The sequence below is a fragment of the Bacillus cereus group sp. BfR-BA-01349 genome (assembly GCF_022663795.1).
Lineage (GTDB): Bacteria > Bacillota > Bacilli > Bacillales > Bacillaceae_G > Bacillus_A > Bacillus_A cereus.
In genome coordinates, this window is record NZ_JAKUGE010000042.1 from 1 (window position 1) to 16,973 (window position 16,973).

The window sequence follows — 16,973 nt, forward strand, 5'->3', positions numbered from 1 at the left end:
TCCCATACCGAACACGGAAGTTAAGCTCTCTAGCGCCGATGGTAGTTGGGACCTTGTCCCTGTGAGAGTAGGACGTCGCCAAGCAACTAAAAACACAAGTCATTTGACTTGTGTTTTTTTGTATTGTTAAAAAGAATAGGAAAGAAGTAAGAGTAATACAAACACGTTGCCCAAGAGTTAATCATATTATATAAAAGATGGGTGTATATTTTTCTGTGAATTGTTAAGGATTAGAAGTATAAAATAGGTTCACTTAAATAGGGAGGGAAGGTTATGAAATTACAAAGTGAAGTTTGTATTGTTTGTGAGACGAAAAGAAAAGAAGGTATATATGTTTATAATAATTTAATATGCTATGAATGTGAAAAGGATATGGTGAATACAGAGACAGATGATCCGAAATATATACATTATTTAAAGCAGCTTCGAAAACTAGAAGTATCATATTTTTAAATAGGCATATGCCTATTATTTTTTTTGTTCTGTATAATAGATAGAGAATGAATAATAAGGAAGAGATGTAGATGAATCAAAATCGTATGCCTTTATATGAGGCGTTAATAGAGTTTAAAGAAAGAGGGCCGTTATCCTTTCATGTTCCAGGTCATAAGAATGGTTTAAACTTCCCTCAGGAGGCAATAAGAGAGTTTAAAGATATTCTATCTATTGATGTAACTGAGTTAGCAGGACTAGATGATTTGCATAGTCCGTTTGAATGTATAGATGAGGCACAACAATTATTGGCTGAAGTTTATAATACAAAGAGGAGCTATTTTTTAATTAATGGTTCAACAGTCGGGAACTTAGCAATGATTTTGTCTTGTTGCGGGGAACATGATATTGTTCTTGTACAAAGAAATTGTCATAAATCAATTATTAATGCTTTAAAACTTGCGGGAGCAAATCCCATTTTTTTAGATCCATGGATTGACGAAGCTTATAATGTACCAGTGGGAGTTCGTAACGAAATTATTAAGAAAGCAATTGGAAAGTATCCAAATGCGAAAGCACTCATTTTAACGCATCCTAATTATTATGGTATGGGGATGGATCTAGAGGCAAGCATCGCTTTTGCACATGCACATAAAATACCTGTTTTGGTAGATGAGGCACATGGGGCACATCTGTGTTTGGGAGAACCATTCCCGAAGTCAGCATTAACATATGGTGCAGATATTGTAGTTCATTCTGCACATAAAACATTACCCGCAATGACAATGGGTTCCTATTTACATATAAATAGGAACTTAGTAGATGAAGAGAAGGTTACTACTTATTTAAGTATGCTACAATCTAGTAGTCCATCGTATCCAATTATGGCTTCCTTGGATATAGCACGCCTTACAATGGCACGTATAAAAGAAGAAGGTCACAGTGAAATTGTTGAGTTTTTACGAAGATTTAAGGAACAACTACGTTCTATTCCTCAAATCGCCATTTTAGAATATCCGTTGCAAGATGAGTTAAAGGTCACCGTACAAACTCGTTGTCAGTTATCAGGGTACGAATTACAGTCTGTATTTGAAAAGGTCGGTATATATACAGAGATGGCTGATCCGTACAATGTCCTATTTATTTTACCACTACAAGCAAATGAGGGGTATATGAAGGTTATAGAGATGATCCGAGTAGCATTGCAACATTATGAGGTGAAAGACAAGAGAGAATCTATTCGTTATACTTATAAAGGTGAGTTCTCTCTTTTACCGTATACGTATAAACAACTAGAAGGATATAAAACAAAGATAGTATCTATAGAAGAGGCTGTTGGAATGATAGCGGCGGAAATGGTGATTCCGTATCCACCTGGAATTCCATTGATTATGTATGGAGAGAGAATTACTTCAGGGCATAAAGAGCAAATTATGTATTTAGAGAGAGCAGGAGCTCGTTTTCAAGGGAATACGAAATATATGAAAGTGTATGATATAGAAAGTAGGTTTTAGGATGAAGGGATTATTTGTAACAATTGAGGGCCCAGAAGGTTCAGGTAAAACAACGTTAATTAAAAGCTTATTGCCATATTTTGGAAAAAAAGCACAAAAGGTAATGGCGACAAGGGAACCAGGTGGTATTGCAATTTCTGAGGACATTAGGACGATTTTACATAAACAAGAATATACGATGATGGAAGCACGTACAGAAGCGCTTCTTTATGCTGCTGCGCGCAGACAACATTTAGTAGAAAAAGTTATGCCAGCACTTAATGAGAACTACCTCGTGTTATGTGATCGTTTTATAGATAGCTCTTTAGCATACCAAGGCTATGCAAGAGGATTGGGTATGGATAAGGTATTTGAAATAAATCGTTTCGCAACAGAGGACTGTATGCCTAGTTTAACAATTTATCTAGACATTGAGCCTGAGGTTGGTTTGGCTCGGATTGAAAAAGATGCAGGACGTGAAGTAAATCGACTAGATATGGAAGATATCTCTTTCCATAAACGTATACGCGAAGGGTATTTACAAGTTGTAGAACGTTTCTCGGATCGTATTGTATTGGTAAATGCTGATCAGCCGATGGAAAAACTTATAGAAGAAGTTGTTCAGATTATAGAAGATAAATTGTTATAATAGAAGGAAAGAATGAAATAAGTGAGGTATGCATTATGACGAAGACGTGGGAGCAGCTTTCTGCTATACAACCCATCGGTGTAAAAATGTTGATGAATAGCATTGCAAAAGAGCGTATATCCCACGCTTACTTGTTAGAGGGAGGGAAAGGGACAGGAAAGTTTGCGACAGCAATTCAAATGGCAAAGAGTTTCCTCTGTTCTGAGCGGAATGGGGTAGAGCCCTGCCATGTATGTACAAACTGTAAGCGAATTGATTCAGGTAACCACCCTAACTTACATATTGTAAAACCAGACGGATTATCTATTAAAAAGCAGCAAATTCATGATTTACAAGAAGAGTTTTCAAAAACAGGATTAGAGGCAAATAAAAAATTATATATTATTGAGCACGCAGATCGTATGACAGCAAATGCGGCAAATACACTTTTGAAATTTTTAGAAGAACCAAGTAGTGATACAACTGCTATTTTACTTACTGAACAAAGTCATCAAATTTTAAATACGATTTTATCTCGTTGCCAAGTTGTTACGTTTAGACCGTTACCTACGGAATCTTTAATTAGAAGATTACAGGATGAAGGGATTACAGCATCTTTATCGACACTTGCTGCTCAACTTACAAATAGTTTTGATGAAGCTTTAGCTTTATGTAGTGATGAATGGTTTGCACAAGCACGAGCTTTAGTGATAAAATTATGTGAAGCGCTCGAAAAAGATAAAACCTCTATTTTTTTTGTACAAGAAAAATGGGGAAAACACTTTGGAGAGAAAGAACAATTACAGCAAGGTTTAGATATGTTACTCCTTATTTATAAGGATTTATTATATGTTCAACTTGGAGAAGAAGATCGTCTTGTTTTTCATGATCAGAAAGAGATGTTTGAATCGTTTTCCTATGCTCAGAAGCGCATTGTATCAGCTCTCTTTAATATATTAGAGGCAAAAAATAGAATCAACGCTAATGTAAATGCGCAGCTTGTGTTCGAACAGTTAGTGTTGCGGTTGCAGGAGGGATGACCGTTTTGTATGATGTAGTAGGTGTTCGCTTTAAGAAGGCCGGAAAGGTATATTACTTTGATCCAAATCAGTTCGATATCTCTGAAAATGAGTTTGTCATTGTAGAAACGGTAAGAGGTATTGAATACGGAAAAGTAGTTATTACCAAAAAACAAGTTGATGAAAACGACGTTGTATTACCGCTAAAAAAGGTTATTCGTATTGCAAATGAAAATGATCGTACCATTGTTGAAGAGAACAAACATGCTGCAAAAGAAGCATATCAAGTCTGTCAACAAAAGGTAGTAGAGCATAATCTTGATATGAAACTTGTAGATGTAGAGTATACATTCGATCGTAATAAGATTATTTTCTATTTTACTGCGGATGGTCGGATCGATTTCCGCGAACTAGTGAAGGACTTAGCCGCAATTTTTAGAACAAGAATTGAACTAAGACAAATTGGTGTTCGTGATGAAGCGAAGATGCTAGGTGGTATTGGTCCATGTGGTCGTATGCTTTGTTGTTCTACTTTTTTAGGGGATTTTGAACCTGTATCCATTAAAATGGCAAAGGATCAAAATTTATCATTAAATCCTGCAAAAATCTCTGGTTTATGTGGTCGCTTAATGTGTTGCTTAAAATATGAGAATGATGAATATGAGGCAGCAAAGGAACAACTTCCTGATTTAGATCAACGTATACAAACCCCGCATGGTACTGGCCGCGTTATCGGATTAAATATTTTAGAAAGATTAATTCAAGTGGAACTAGTAGACAAGGAACGGATAGTAGAATATACGTTAGATGAGTTAGTAAATAAAGGGGTCGTTTCGAGTCAAACCACAGATTAATGAGGTGGGTGCTTGTGGAGAAAAAAGATATTTTTGAATCGGTTTCTAGTATGGAAGAGCAAATTGGACATTTATATAAACAGTTGGGAGAGTTAAAACAGCATCTTGCAGAGTTGTTGGAAGAAAACCAGCATATAAAAATGGAAAATAACAATTTGCGACACCGTTTTGAAGAAGTGCAGAATAAAGAAAAACAAAAAACTCAAAAACGTAAAGAAGTGAAGCCGAAAACAGATATTGGTGAAGGCTATGACAATTTAGCGAGACTGTATCAAGAAGGTTTTCATATTTGCAATCTACATTATGGAAGTGTACGTAAAGAGGGAGATTGTTTGTTCTGTCTGTCATTCTTAAATAAAAAGTGAAATTACCTTTCCAATTATAATTGGAAAGGTAATTTTTTATACATGAAATAGGGTAGGTTAAGGGTAAGAAAAGGAGCAGTATATGAATTTATATGAAGATGAACGTTTAGATTACTTATTAGCACAAGACATGAAGATTATACAAAGCCCATCGGTATTTAATTTTTCTTTAGATGCCGTTTTACTTGCAGATTTTGTATGGGTACCAATTCAAAAGGGGAATTTACTTGATTTGTGTACAGGTAACGCGGTTGTTCCCCTTCTATTAAGTACAAGAACAAAAGGAAATATTACTGGTGTGGAAATTCAAGAACGCTTATATGATATGGGAGTAAGAAGTGTTCAATACAATGGGTTGGAAGAAAGAATTCACCTCATACATGGAGATTTGAAAGATATGCCAGAGAAACTTGGGCGTCATCAATATGATGTTGTTACATGTAATCCACCATATTTTCAAACACCTCAAACTTCAGAGAAAAATATGAATGAACATTTAGCGATAGCTCGTCATGAAATTATGTGTACATTAGAAGATGTTGTATCTGCAAGTAGTCAGTTAGTAAAACAAGGTGGGAAAGTAGCGTTTGTACATCGTCCAGGGCGATTACTAGACATTGTCACATTAATGCGTAAATATAAAATTGAACCAAAGCGTGTGCAATTTGTTTATCCTAAGGTTGGAAAAGAAGCAAATACATTGTTAATTGAAGGAATTAAGGATGGAAATGCAGATTTGAAAATCTTACCGCCTCTCGTTGTATATGAGAACAATAACGAATATACAAAGGAGCTACGTTCAATTTTATATGGAGAAGAATAAGCACTTTTTTTATGTGGTAGAGTGCTCTGATGGAAGTTATTATGCTGGATATACAAACCATATAGAAAAGAGAATTCAGACTCATAATAGCGGCAAAGGGGCTAAGTATACACGTGTCAGGCTTCCTGTCGTTTTAAAATATGTAGAGACCCATGATGATAAGCGTACAGCTATGCAAGCGGAGTATTACTTTAAGAAATTAACGAGAAAACAAAAAGAGGCATATATGCAAAAAGGAGAACGCTATGTGGCAACAAAAAAGCTTTCAACAAAATGAAAAGGGAGTTTTATATTTAGTACCAACTCCTATTGGAAATCTAGAAGATATGACATTTCGTGCAATCCGAATTTTAAAAGAAGTGGATTTAATTGCTGCTGAAGATACGAGACAAACGAAAAAACTTTGTAATTATTTTGAAATTGAAACACCTGTCACGAGTTATCATGAGCACAATAAAGAAGTAAGTGGGAAGAAACTATTAGAGAAATTAGAGGATGGAAAGAATGTAGCACTTGTTAGTGACGCTGGTATGCCATGTATTTCTGATCCAGGTTACGATATTGTCGTTGAGGCAGTAGCTGAGCAATATCATGTAATTCCGCTTCCTGGAGCAAATGCAGCCCTTACAGCATTAATTGCATCTGGTCTTGAAACAAAGCAGTTTTATTTCTATGGTTTCTTGCAGAGAAACAAAAAGGAACGGAAGATGGAGTTAGAAAAGCTTCGTTATGTACAAACTACAATGATGTTTTATGAAGCACCTCATCGTTTAGATGATACTTTAATTTCGATGCAGGAAGTGTTGGGAAATAGAGAGATTGTATTATGTCGAGAGTTAACGAAAAAATTTGAGGAATTTATTCGAGGAACAATCGAAGAAGCAATTGAGTGGACGAAGCAAAATGAAGTACGTGGTGAGTTTTGTATTTTAGTAGCTGGTTCAACAGAAGAACCTGCTCCAGAAGAACAATGGTGGGAATCTCTTTCGGTATATGATCATATTGAATATTATATAAATGAAAAAAGTATGAATTCAAAAGAAGCGATTAAAACAGTCGCTAAAGATCGAGATTTGTCGAAAAGAGATGTATATCAAATCTATCATGTCGATAAAAAATAAGCTTCTCATAATTGAGAAGCTTATTTTGCTGTTTCGATATAATCTTGAAGTTCGTTTAAGATTTGCTCAGCGCCTTCTTTGCTTAAGATGATTTTACCTTCAGCTAAAGAAAGGTTACCGTCAGATACTTCACCAGTTACTTGGCAAGTCATGTTTGGTTTATATTTCTTTAAGATGATTTTTTCGTCATCAACATAGATTTCAAGAGCGTCCTTTTCTGCAATACCTAAAGTACGGCGTAATTCGATTGGAATTACTACACGACCTAATTCATCAACTTTACGAACAATACCAGTAGATTTCATAATTTTTTTCCTCCTAAATAAATAGTTTATAAGTTTCGAGTCTATTTTTAGATTCGTCATTTTTCGACAAAATACCCTATGGACATATGATACCAATCATTTACATTTCCGTCAATTCTTAAATTCTATATTTTTTAAAAAGATTTATAGATTTCTTATTTCTTATATATAATAGATTGAGAGGAAATTCCACAATTATTTACATTATTTTCTGAAAAAATAATAAATTTAAAGTAGATATTGTATATTTTTTTGAAATATGAGCAATAGATGATAAAGATATCGAGCATTAAGACCTAAATTTAAAATTAGGTTGGCGTAAAGAAGATAAGTTAGATTTGGGCTGCTCGTAAAAGCCCAATTAACGTGGGCTAATAATTAGTGGGGAGGAACAAAACCCTACTGATTAAAGTTTCACTTTATATATGAGTTTTTGATATACTGTTTATAAATACATATGAGGTTATTCGGGAGGTCCAAAACAATGACAGAGGAAAATAAGTCCTTTTATATTACTACCCCAATTTATTATCCAAGTGGAAAATTACACATTGGACATGCTTATACGACAGTAGCAGGAGATGCGATGGCACGATATAAGCGTATGCAAGGTTATAATGTGCATTATTTAACAGGAACTGATGAGCATGGACAGAAGATCCAAAAGAAAGCAGAAGAGTTAAATATTACGCCACAGGCATATGTTGATAACATTGTTGCAGGAATCAAAGAGCTTTGGGAGAAGATGGATATTTCTTATGATGATTTTATTCGTACAACTGAAGATCGTCATAAAGATGTTGTCGAAAAAATCTTTAAGCAATTAGTAGATCAAGGTGACATTTATCTTGATGAATATGAAGGTTGGTATTCTGTACAAGATGAGACGTTCTATACAGAGCATCAATTAGTAGATCCAATTATGGAAGGCGACAAAGTAGTTGGAGGAAAAAGCCCAGATAGTGGTCATGATGTAGAACTTGTTCGTGAAGAATCTTATTTCTTTAGAATGGGTAAATATGTCGACAGACTATTAAAGTTCTATGAAGATAATCCACATTTCATTCAGCCGGAGTCTCGTAAAAATGAAATGATTAATAATTTTATTAAACCAGGATTAGAAGATTTAGCGGTTTCTCGTACCTCATTTGACTGGGGAGTTCGTGTTCCTGGTAACCCAAAACACGTTATTTACGTATGGGTTGACGCATTATCTAACTATATTACGGCGTTAGGTTATGGAACAGCAAATGAAGAGAAATATAAAAAATTCTGGCCTGCAGATGTGCATTTAGTTGGGAAAGAAATTGTTCGTTTCCATACAATTTATTGGCCGATAATTTTAATGGCATTAGATTTACCTCTTCCGAAGAAAGTCTTTGCTCATGGCTGGATTTTAATGAAGGATGGAAAGATGAGTAAGTCAAAAGGAAACGTAGTAGATCCAGTTACATTAATCGATCGTTACGGATTAGATGCATTACGTTATTACCTACTTCGTGAAGTTCCATTTGGATCTGATGGCGTATTCACACCAGAAGGATTTGTGGAGCGTATTAATTTCGACTTAGCAAATGACTTAGGTAATTTATTAAATCGTACAGTAGCTATGATTGATAAGTATTTTAACGGAGAAATCCCTGCATTTAAAGAAAATGTGACGGAATTTGATGAAACGTTAGTAGCGTTTGCACAAGATACTTTGAAAAAAGTAGAAGAAGCAATGGAGAATATGGAGTTCTCTGTAGCGTTAGGATCTATTTGGCAACTAGTTAGTCGTACGAATAAATATATTGATGAAACACAACCATGGGTATTAGCAAAAGATGAGAATGATCGTGAAAAGTTAGCCTCTGTAATGGCTCATTTAGCAGAAGTACTTCGTCAAACAGGTATTATGCTTATGCCATTCTTAACAGTAGCACCAAGCAAGATGTTTGCTCAGCTTGGCCTTACTGATGAAGCTCATAAATCTTGGGAAAGTCTATCTACAATTGGCTGCATTCCAGCTGGAACAAAAGTAGAAAAAGGAAACCCAATTTTCCCTCGTTTAGAAATGGAAGTGGAAGTAGAGTACATTAAAGAACAAATGAAAAGCTCTGCTCCTAAAGTAGAAGAGAAAAAAGAAGAAGAACCGAAGGCAGAAGAAATTACAATTGATGATTTCTTTAAAGTAGAATTACGCGTAGCTGAAGTACTATCTGCTGAACCTGTGAAAAAAGCAGACAAGTTGTTAAAAATTCAACTAGACTTAGGCACAGAAAAGCGTCAAGTTGTTTCTGGAATTGCAAAATTCTATTCGCCGGAAGACTTAAAAGGTAAAAAGGTTATTTGTGTAACAAACTTAAAACCTGTAAAATTACGCGGTGAATTATCGCAAGGTATGATTTTAGCGGGCGAAGAGAATGGCGTATTGTCATTAGCATCAATCGACCAAAATCTACCAAATGGTACGAAGATCAAGTAATTAAGACAAGAAAAGAGATGTTTCACGTGTAACATGTGTGAAGCGTCTTTTTTCTTTTTACACTCTCTATTTTTGCATTAAGATTGTAGTATTGTTATCGTTAAGTTATTAAAGAACTTATTTTTGTAGAATAAACTTGATTTCAATATAAAAGGAGTTATGTAGTATGTTGTTTGATACACATTCACATTTGAATGCAGAGCAATTCGAAGAAGATTTGCAAGAGGTTATTTCCCGAATGAAAGAAGCGGGAGTTACTTATACAGTTGTTGTTGGTTTTGATGAAGTAACGATAAAAAAGGCGATGGAATTAGCTGAAGCCTATGATTTTATTTACGCTGCGGTTGGCTGGCATCCAGTTGATGCAATCGACATGACAGAAGAACATTTAGCTTGGTTAGAAGAACTTGCTTCTCATCCTAAAGTCGTTGCACTTGGAGAAATGGGCTTAGATTATCACTGGGATAAGTCTCCAAAAGAAATACAGAAAGAAGTATTTCGTAAACAAATTGCATTAGCGAAAAAAGTAAATTTGCCGATTATTATACATAACCGCGATGCAACTCAAGATATTGTTGATATTCTAGAAGAAGAGAATGCAGCTGAAGTAGGGGGCATTATGCATTGCTTTAGCGGTAGCGTAGAAGTAGCAGAGCGATGTGTTGATATGAACTTTTTAATTTCGTTAGGTGGACCAGTTACATTTAAAAACGCTAAGAAACCGAAAGAAGTTGCTACGGAGATTCCATTAGAGAAATTGTTAATAGAGACGGATTGTCCCTATTTAACGCCGCATCCATTTCGCGGGAAACGAAATGAACCGAGTTATGTAAAACTCGTAGCAGAAGAAATTGCGAATTTAAAAGGAATTTCTTATGAGGAAGTAGCAGAAATGACAACTAAAAATGCAAAAGTTTTATTTGGTGTTGAATAAAAAGAACGGGGGAAACCTGTTCTTTTTTATTTTGAGAAAAACTAGTAGAAGTAATCAAGAAAATAAATGTGAATGATGAAGTGTTACAATAAGAACAGGGAACAAAGATTTTTCTATTCTATTTTTTAAAATATAAGAATGGGGAAAATAATAATGGAAAAGTCGTCATTTTTTTGTTTTACTAAGTAGAGACGAAATGAGTGTGGAGGCAAGCATGAAAATAAAAGAGATTATCGTTGTAGAAGGTAAAGATGATACAGTTGCGATTAAGCGTGCTGTTGATGCGGATACAATTGAAACGAACGGTTCAGCAATCGGTGATCATGTTATTGAGCAAGTTAAATTAGCGCAGCAAAAAAGGGGCGTTATTATTTTCACAGATCCGGATTATCCTGGAGAGCGTATTCGAAAAATTATTTCTGACAAGGTTCCTGGCTGTAAGCATGCTTTTTTACCGAAGGAAGAAGCGCTTGCTAAAAGGAAAAAGGGGGTTGGGATTGAACATGCTTCTAATGAGTCGATTCGCCGTGCTCTAGAGAATATACATGAAGAAATGGAAGCTTACACAAGTGAAATTAGTTGGAGTGATTTAGTCGATGCAGGCTTAGTGGGCGGAGAAATGGCAAAGAGCCGCAGAGAAAGAATGGGTAAGCTATTAAAGATTGGTTATACAAATGCAAAACAGTTACATAAACGATTACAGATGTTTCAAGTTTCAAAGGAATCATTTGCAGAAGCTTATAAGCAAGTAATACAGGAGGAAAAAAAATGAAGGATATCGCAACGCCAAATCGTACAAAAGACATTGTTGAAAAATATGGATTTTCATTCAAAAAAAGTTTAGGACAAAACTTTTTAATTGATACAAATGTATTAAATCGTATTGTCGATCATGCAGAAATTGGTTCAGAAAGTGGTGCAATTGAAATTGGACCAGGTATTGGTGCATTAACAGAGCAATTAGCGAAGCGTGCTAAAAAAGTAGTGGCTTTTGAAATTGATCAAAGACTATTACCAATTTTAGATGAGACGTTAGCGCCATATGGTAATGTTACAGTTATTAATAAAGACGTACTAAAAGCAGATGTACATGAAGTATTTAATGAGCAATTTGAAGAAGGGCAAGATGTAATGGTAGTAGCTAACTTACCATACTATATTACAACGCCAATTTTATTTAAATTGCTTGAAGAAAAGTTACCAGTTCGTGGATTTGTTGTTATGATGCAAAAAGAAGTTGGAGATCGTTTAGCTGCTAAACCTGGAACGAAAGAGTATGGTTCTTTATCGATTGCCATTCAGTACTATACAGAGGTTGAAACAGTTATGACTGTACCGCGTACAGTGTTTGTACCACAGCCAAACGTTGATTCTGCAATTATCCGCCTTCTAAAGCGTCCTAAACCGGTTGTAGAGGTGACAGATGAAACGTTCTTCTTTGAAGTAGTACGAGCAAGTTTCGCACAGCGCCGTAAAACTTTAATGAATAATTTATCAAATAATTTAAATGGTTTCCCGAAAGATAAGGAGTTATTGGATCGAATTTTAACAGAAGTAGGAATTGATCCAAAGCGAAGAGGCGAAACGCTATCTATTGAAGAGTTTGCAACATTAAGTAATGCATTAGTTCTTCATAAATTATCATAAGAATATGAAAGGGACAGTTCAAGTTGAACTGTCCCTTTTGTCACCTTTCTCTCTCTAAATTCATACTTTAAAAACAGGTAAGATGGCCTAATGAGTTTGGAGGTAGGAGAATGGTTTTACATGTTGGAGAGTTAGTGGAACGATATTCTCATAAGAGGGATATTCTTTTTCGTATTATAGAAATAAAAGGCGAGATAGCTATATTGTTTGGAGAGGAAATTAGACTGGTGGCGGATGCGCCACTGGAAGATTTAATTAGTATAGATCAAAGAGAACATAAAAAAAGGGTGAAGCGTGAGAAAGAAACAATGGAGCGCACGTATCGTTTGTTTCAACAAGATTATGTACTGATGAAACAAAGGCATGAACATACTTCAACTGGTGGATACACAAGTGAGGTAAATTATTTTCAAATGCCGGGACGTGTATTGCATATAGATGGAGACCCTTTATATTTGCGCAAGTGCTTAGATTTATATAATAAAATTGACGTTCCTGTTCAAGGTATTCATTGTAAAGAAACGGAGATGCATGAAAAAGTAGTAGACTTAATAGATCACTTTCGCCCAGACATTCTCGTTATTACAGGGCATGATGCATATACAAAATCAAAAGGAGTGAAGGGAGATTTAGCGGCATATAGGCATTCAAGGCATTTTGTACAGGCTGTTCGTGAAGTGCGAAAAAAATATCCATCATTGGATCAACTTGTTATTTTTGCTGGGGCATGTCAATCACATTTTGAGGCACTAATTCGTGCAGGGGCCAATTTCGCTAGTTCACCATCTAGAATTAATATTCATGCACTAGATCCTGTATATGTAGTTGGTAAAATTAGTTTTACTTCATTTATGGAGAGAGTCAATGTATGGGATGTCGTACGTAATACAATTACTGGTGAAAAGGGACTAGGTGGAATTGAAACGAGAGGGATTTTACGAACGGGATTACCTTTTCAACATTACGAAGAGTAAGCAGGATACATATGTATCTTGCTTTTTGTATGGAAGGATTTAAATGAATTTGGATAAAAAGAGGTAAGAACGTAAAGACTACGTAATGATACTTTTACAATATAGTATTTCTTCTATCTATTCAAACGCAGGATGATATTAGCTGTGAATCGCGGTTAATAATTAGGATAGATATATCGTGCTTTAAGTGTTCAATCTAAATTACAGCGAGGTGTAGCGAAGTATATGTCAAAACATTTAGATGAAATTAAAAGCGAATTAGATCACCATCTTGGACAGCGACTTATGTTAAAAGCAAATAGTGGAAGAAGAAAAACTGTGGAGCAATCAGGTGTACTAGCAGAAACATACCGCTCCGTTTTTGTTGTACAATTGGATCAACAAGAAGATGCGTTGCAACGTGTATCTTATAGTTATGCAGATGTTTTAACAGAGACAGTAGAGTTAACATTTTATGGAGACCCTCATAATGAGGTCATTTTATAATCTGTATATCATTACATATATTCCCATAAATGAAAAGCTATATTATTTTGCATACTAACTATACCGTAGCAAAATAAGGAGGGACTCTGCATTGAGTAGACGAAGAGGTGTCATGTCAAACCAATTTAAAGAAGAGCTAGCAAAAGAGCTTGGCTTTTATGATGTTGTTCAGAAAGAAGGATGGGGCGGAATTCGTGCGAAAGATGCTGGTAACATGGTGAAACGTGCTATAGAAATTGCAGAACAGCAATTAATGAAACGAAACCAGTAGTTGTAAGATACTTTCTATGCTACGGTAGCCGAGGAGACATTCCTCGGCTTTTTGTACTCTAAAAGGTGCCATCATTTTACATAAGTAGTTTCATTCTGAATGCTTTTCGTTATAATTAGGGAAGTGTCATCGTCTTACTATAAATTTATGGTAAAATAAACGATAAAAGATTGAGTACATAGAGTGGGTGAATAGATTGAAGCTACTAGTGAAAGCACCAGCAAAGATTAATCTGTCGTTAGATGTACTGGGAAAAAGACAAGACGGATATCATGAAGTGAAAATGATTATGACAACCATTGATTTAGCAGATCGTCTAGAACTAACGGAATTAGCAGAAGACCGTATTGAAATTTTATCCCATAATCGGTATGTCCCAGACGACCAACGAAATTTAGCTTATCAGGCAGCGAAATTATTAAAAGAGAAGTTTAATGTAAAAAAAGGTGTATCTATTACTATTGAAAAAACGATTCCAGTAGCAGCTGGATTAGCAGGTGGAAGTAGTGATGCAGCAGCGACATTACGTGGTCTTAATAAATTATGGAATTTAGGGCTTACAATTGATGAGTTAGCAGAGCTTGGCGCAGAAATTGGATCGGATGTATCGTTCTGTGTATACGGAGGCACAGCAATTGCCACTGGAAGAGGAGAGAAAATTGAGCATATAAAGACTCCGCCTTCTTGTTGGGTTATTTTAGCGAAACCACATATAGGTGTATCTACTGCTGATGTGTATGGAAATTTAAAGTTAAATCGAGTTACACATCCAAATGTAGATAAAATGGTTGATGTCATAAATTCTGGTGATTATAAAGGAATTTGTGATACTGTTGGTAACGTTTTAGAAGATGTAACATTTGGAATGCATCCTGAAGTTGCCCGTATTAAATCACAGATGAAGCGATTTGGAGCGGATGCTGTATTAATGAGTGGAAGTGGTCCAACTGTATTTGGACTTGTACACCATGATTCACGAATGCATCGCATTTATAACGGATTAAAAGGATTTTGTGAACAAGTCTATGCGGTACGTTTATTAGGAGAGCGAGAAACGCTTGAATAAAGACGTATAATACGTTATGATTTGTTTAGAATATTCGTGATTTGAGGTGAGAGTATGAAAATTAGAAGAAGTACAAGATTAGTCGATATGACTTATTACTTGCTACAAAACCCTCGTCAGCTAGTATCTCTCACTTTTTTTGCTGAAAGGTATCAATCCGCTAAGTCTTCCATTAGTGAAGATTTAGTTATTATTAAGCAAACGTTTGAACAACAAGGGGTCGGCACATTGCAAACGATACCAGGAGCAGCAGGAGGAGTGAAATATATACCGTATATAAGTGAAGAAGAGGCAGATCTAATTATTGATGAGCTTTGTGGCTTATTTGAAAACCGAGATCGTATTTTGCCTGGCGGTTACTTATACATGACAGATTTATTGAGTAATCCTCGCCATATTAATGGCGCAGGTCGTTTGTTTGCTTCTGTTTTTGCTAGGCAACCAATTGATGCAGTTATGACGGTGGCAACGAAGGGGATTCCACTTGCTTATGCAGTGGCAAATTACTTAGATGTACCAGTTGTAATTGCAAGGAAAGATAATAAGGTAACAGAAGGTCCGACTGTTAGTATTAACTATGTGTCGGGTTCTTCTAAACGAATTCAAACAATGACGTTAGCGAAACGCAGTCTTCCAGAAGGGTCGAATGTTTTAATCATTGATGACTTCATGAAAGCTGGCGGAACAATTCAAGGTATGATGAGTATGTTAGAAGAGTTCAAGGCTAATGTTGTTGGTATTGGTGTATTAGTAGAATCCACAGATATTGAAGAACGACTAATTAATAATTTTGTATCATTAATTCGTCTATCGGAAGTTGATGTGAAAGAAAAAACGATTCAAGTGGAAAAAGGGAATTATTCTCTTGCGCCATTTGATGAAGGGCTTGTAGAGGCGGAATAAAAGATAGAGCAGATAGCTCTATCTTTTTTTATTTTATTTATAGATTATAAAATAGATGGACAAACTGCCTTTCGTACACTATTTTTAAAGAGTAAAATAAATAATAAAAGGGTGAAAAGTATGAAAGTTGTTCAAACAAGCAAGGCACCACAAGCAATTGGACCTTATTCACAGGGGATTATTGTAAATAACATGTTCTATAGCTCAGGACAAATTCCATTGATGGCAAATGGGGAGCTTGTAACAGGAGATGTAACAGTACAAACAGAACAAGTATTTCAAAATTTACAAGCGGTATTAGAGGAAGCAGGTGCTTCATTTGATACAGTCGTAAAAACAACAGTATTTTTAAAGGACATGGATGATTTTAATGCTGTGAATGAAGTGTATAGCTCTTATTTCACTACTCATAAACCAGCTCGATCTTGTGTGCAAGTAGCAAAATTACCGAAAGATGTTTCCGTTGAAATTGAAGTAATCGCCCTAGTTAAGTAACCTTTTGTAAGCGATAACCTCCACTAATCTCTATATTCAACTACTTTAAAAATTTTTATCTTAAAAATTTTTAAAAAATTAAAGGGAAAATAGAAAATTTGTGGAATTTATACAAATATATCGCTTATTTAGAAAAGGGTGGTGAACACAAGATGGAAGTGACTGACGTAAGATTACGCCGCGTAAACACAGAAGGCCGCATGAGAGCAATTGCCTCTATTACTCTAGACCATGAATTTGTTGTTCATGATATTCGTGTAATTGATGGTAATAATGGATTATTTGTAGCAATGCCAAGTAAACGTACTCCAGATGGAGAGTTCCGTGACATTGCACATCCAATTAATTCTGGTACACGCTCTAAAATTCAAGATGCGGTTTTAACAGAGTATCATCGTTTAGGCGAGTTAGAAGAGGTTGAGTTTGAAGAAGCAGGTGCTTCGTAAAATTCGAATGAAAAGGGCTTTTGACAAAAAGCCTTATAATTTTGTAGCAAACTCCTGTAAGCATTTACAGGGGTTTGTTTTTTTGCTTTATATTTGGAAACTTCATAATTTATTAACATAAAAAGAAGAAACTACTAATTTTTTCAAAATCATTTTAAATAGTATAGCTTATTTCTTAAAAAAGATACTAAAGAGTAAAACATCTTATAAGAATTATGGTAAAATTTAATAGTTAAAATGTGTT

The 16,973-nt window shown here is 35.3% G+C and carries 21 protein-coding genes and 1 rRNA gene; 21 read left to right on the forward strand and 1 reads right to left on the reverse strand.

The features are described 5' to 3' along the window. The 10 genes from rrf to rsmI all read left to right on the forward strand — a co-directional run. Positions 1–84: ribosomal RNA gene (gene rrf / locus MR169_RS28515) — 5S ribosomal RNA — on the forward strand; the annotation flags it as partial. Between the two features lie 189 nt (positions 85–273). Beyond that, on the forward strand, positions 274–453 hold the full coding sequence (locus MR169_RS20455) for a sigma factor G inhibitor Gin (protein WP_000776279.1): 180 nt from the start codon (positions 274–276) through the stop codon (positions 451–453). A gap of 71 nt (positions 454–524) precedes the next feature. Then, positions 525–1,946 carry an aminotransferase class I/II-fold pyridoxal phosphate-dependent enzyme gene (locus tag MR169_RS20460; protein ID WP_242319946.1) on the forward strand — a complete coding sequence of 474 codons (1,422 nt, stop codon included), beginning with the start codon at positions 525–527 and terminating at the stop codon, positions 1,944–1,946. A 1-nt stretch (position 1,947) separates the two neighbouring features. Then, entirely contained in the window at positions 1,948–2,574 is a 627-nt protein-coding gene (tmk, locus tag MR169_RS20465) for a dTMP kinase (protein ID WP_242319947.1), read from the forward strand. A gap of 35 nt (positions 2,575–2,609) precedes the next feature. Then, positions 2,610–3,593 carry a DNA polymerase III subunit delta' gene (gene holB, locus MR169_RS20470; protein WP_000169563.1) on the forward strand — a complete coding sequence of 328 codons (984 nt, stop codon included), beginning with the start codon at positions 2,610–2,612 and terminating at the stop codon, positions 3,591–3,593. Between the two features lie 5 nt (positions 3,594–3,598). Beyond that, entirely contained in the window at positions 3,599–4,426 is an 828-nt protein-coding gene (locus tag MR169_RS20475; RefSeq protein ID WP_000272429.1) for a PSP1 domain-containing protein, read from the forward strand. Between the two features lie 14 nt (positions 4,427–4,440). After that, on the forward strand, positions 4,441–4,791 hold the full coding sequence (gene yabA / locus MR169_RS20480) for a DNA replication initiation control protein YabA (protein ID WP_000412063.1): 351 nt from the start codon (positions 4,441–4,443) through the stop codon (positions 4,789–4,791). A gap of 82 nt (positions 4,792–4,873) precedes the next feature. Next, entirely contained in the window at positions 4,874–5,614 is a 741-nt protein-coding gene (locus tag MR169_RS20485; RefSeq protein WP_016118985.1) for a tRNA1(Val) (adenine(37)-N6)-methyltransferase, read from the forward strand. Further along, complete coding sequence (locus MR169_RS20490) at positions 5,601–5,891, forward strand: GIY-YIG nuclease family protein (RefSeq protein WP_061663944.1); 291 nt, start codon at positions 5,601–5,603, stop codon at positions 5,889–5,891. Before MR169_RS20485 ends, MR169_RS20490 begins: the two co-directional genes overlap by 14 nt. Continuing rightward, positions 5,860–6,735, forward strand: coding sequence for a 16S rRNA (cytidine(1402)-2'-O)-methyltransferase (rsmI, locus tag MR169_RS20495; RefSeq protein WP_000267821.1), 876 nt, complete (start codon positions 5,860–5,862; stop codon positions 6,733–6,735). The genes MR169_RS20490 and rsmI overlap by 32 nt, the downstream gene beginning before the upstream one ends. A gap of 20 nt (positions 6,736–6,755) precedes the next feature. On the opposite strand, the gene MR169_RS20500 is transcribed toward rsmI, so the two are convergent. Then, positions 6,756–7,040, reverse strand: a complete 285-nt coding sequence (locus MR169_RS20500) for an AbrB/MazE/SpoVT family DNA-binding domain-containing protein (protein WP_000843036.1) — start codon at positions 7,038–7,040, stop codon at positions 6,756–6,758. Between the two features lie 484 nt (positions 7,041–7,524). Here MR169_RS20500 and metG point away from each other — a divergent pair, with 484 nt between their 5' ends. From metG to spoVG, 11 genes are all read left to right on the forward strand, one after another. After that, positions 7,525–9,507: a methionine--tRNA ligase gene (gene metG, locus MR169_RS20505; protein WP_000134135.1), complete on the forward strand. Its 1,983-nt coding sequence runs from the start codon at positions 7,525–7,527 to the stop codon at positions 9,505–9,507. Positions 9,508–9,673: 166 nt separating this feature from the next. Further along, the gene (locus tag MR169_RS20510; protein ID WP_000895846.1) at positions 9,674–10,441 is read left to right on the forward strand and encodes a TatD family hydrolase; all 768 of its coding nucleotides are present in this window, start codon (positions 9,674–9,676) and stop codon (positions 10,439–10,441) included. A gap of 214 nt (positions 10,442–10,655) precedes the next feature. Further along, positions 10,656–11,213 carry a ribonuclease M5 gene (gene rnmV, locus MR169_RS20515; protein ID WP_000692835.1) on the forward strand — a complete coding sequence of 186 codons (558 nt, stop codon included), beginning with the start codon at positions 10,656–10,658 and terminating at the stop codon, positions 11,211–11,213. Beyond that, entirely contained in the window at positions 11,210–12,088 is an 879-nt protein-coding gene (rsmA, locus tag MR169_RS20520) for a 16S rRNA (adenine(1518)-N(6)/adenine(1519)-N(6))-dimethyltransferase RsmA (protein WP_000651548.1), read from the forward strand. Before rnmV ends, rsmA begins: the two co-directional genes overlap by 4 nt. A gap of 110 nt (positions 12,089–12,198) precedes the next feature. Next, positions 12,199–13,062 carry a sporulation peptidase YabG gene (yabG, locus tag MR169_RS20525; protein ID WP_242319948.1) on the forward strand — a complete coding sequence of 288 codons (864 nt, stop codon included), beginning with the start codon at positions 12,199–12,201 and terminating at the stop codon, positions 13,060–13,062. Between the two features lie 225 nt (positions 13,063–13,287). After that, the gene (gene veg, locus MR169_RS20530; protein ID WP_242319949.1) at positions 13,288–13,548 is read left to right on the forward strand and encodes a biofilm formation stimulator Veg; all 261 of its coding nucleotides are present in this window, start codon (positions 13,288–13,290) and stop codon (positions 13,546–13,548) included. Positions 13,549–13,639: 91 nt separating this feature from the next. Then, positions 13,640–13,819: an acid-soluble spore protein SspF gene (gene sspF / locus MR169_RS20535; protein ID WP_002094215.1), complete on the forward strand. Its 180-nt coding sequence runs from the start codon at positions 13,640–13,642 to the stop codon at positions 13,817–13,819. A gap of 196 nt (positions 13,820–14,015) precedes the next feature. Further along, a complete protein-coding gene (gene ispE, locus MR169_RS20540; protein WP_000772104.1) occupies positions 14,016–14,885 on the forward strand; it encodes a 4-(cytidine 5'-diphospho)-2-C-methyl-D-erythritol kinase in 870 nt (289 codons plus the stop codon). Between the two features lie 54 nt (positions 14,886–14,939). Continuing rightward, a complete protein-coding gene (gene purR, locus MR169_RS20545) occupies positions 14,940–15,788 on the forward strand; it encodes a pur operon repressor (RefSeq protein WP_000702468.1) in 849 nt (282 codons plus the stop codon). 120 nt (positions 15,789–15,908) lie between these two features. Beyond that, positions 15,909–16,283: a RidA family protein gene (locus tag MR169_RS20550; protein ID WP_000869812.1), complete on the forward strand. Its 375-nt coding sequence runs from the start codon at positions 15,909–15,911 to the stop codon at positions 16,281–16,283. 152 nt (positions 16,284–16,435) lie between these two features. Next, the gene (spoVG, locus tag MR169_RS20555; protein ID WP_000454041.1) at positions 16,436–16,729 is read left to right on the forward strand and encodes a septation regulator SpoVG; all 294 of its coding nucleotides are present in this window, start codon (positions 16,436–16,438) and stop codon (positions 16,727–16,729) included. The last annotated feature ends 244 nt before the right edge of the window (positions 16,730–16,973 follow it).